The 684-nt window shown below is 56.6% G+C and carries 1 protein-coding gene and 1 pseudogene; one reads left to right on the top strand and one right to left on the bottom strand.

The window, feature by feature from the left end:
* Nucleotides 1-258 (top strand): carboxy terminal-processing peptidase (locus A3730_RS29235; RefSeq protein ID WP_197477764.1); only part of this gene is annotated, 258 nt, incomplete at its 5' end.
* 98 nt (nt 259-356) lie between these two features.
* Here A3730_RS29235 and A3730_RS29230 read toward each other — a convergent pair.
* A pseudogene (locus A3730_RS29230) lies at nt 357-684 on the bottom strand (DUF2236 domain-containing protein); the annotation flags it as partial.

The following is a 684-nucleotide window of genomic DNA, read 5'->3' as shown; positions in this document are numbered from 1 at the left end:
AACGAAAAAACGCGCACGCAAATACAGACCGAGTTCGACAAGGAACGGCTGGCCATCGAAAACAGCCGCCGTCAGGCCCGCGATGAAGATCCCCTTGAGAGCATCAAGGAGCTGCGCACCCTGGAAGAACAGCGGGCGCTGGATCCGGAAAGCCATGATGAAGCCATGGACGAAGACCCCTACGTTCGCGAAACTGGTGAAATTCTGGTGGATTACATGGATTTGCTGCGGGAAAACCAGGTTGCCCGCAAAGGCTGATTTCAGCCAACGCACAGACCATGGAAATAAAAACCGGCTTTATAGCCGGTTTTTTTGTGGCGCGCCTTGGCCACATCGCGATGCTAACAGCGTACTCGTCAGGCCAGTGCCTTAAAGCCCCATCGTGCCGGGTTATCGCCCAGTCCAGCTTTCAGGGTGCGCCTGCCCAGCTGGTGATTAAAGCCTTCCAGTGCCCGCTTGGCCGGGTCCGGCAACAAGCGCAAGCCGAAACTGGCTGTGGTGATCGCCGTCTTCACCACCCTGACGGCGGCAGAGGCAGGAATGGTGCTGTGAATATTCAGATCATCTGCCACCTGGTCACCGATCAGGTAGCGACTGAACGCCAGCAGTACATCATAGGAAAGATTAAAGGGCGGCTTGCCGGACATGTCCTTGAGCAAGGCCTTGGCCAGGGATTCACTGTCC

Source organism: Alcanivorax sp. HI0044 (genome assembly GCF_001634945.1).
The sequence above is the reverse complement of the archived record's forward strand: the minus strand, read 5'-3'. Positions and strand labels throughout refer to the sequence as shown.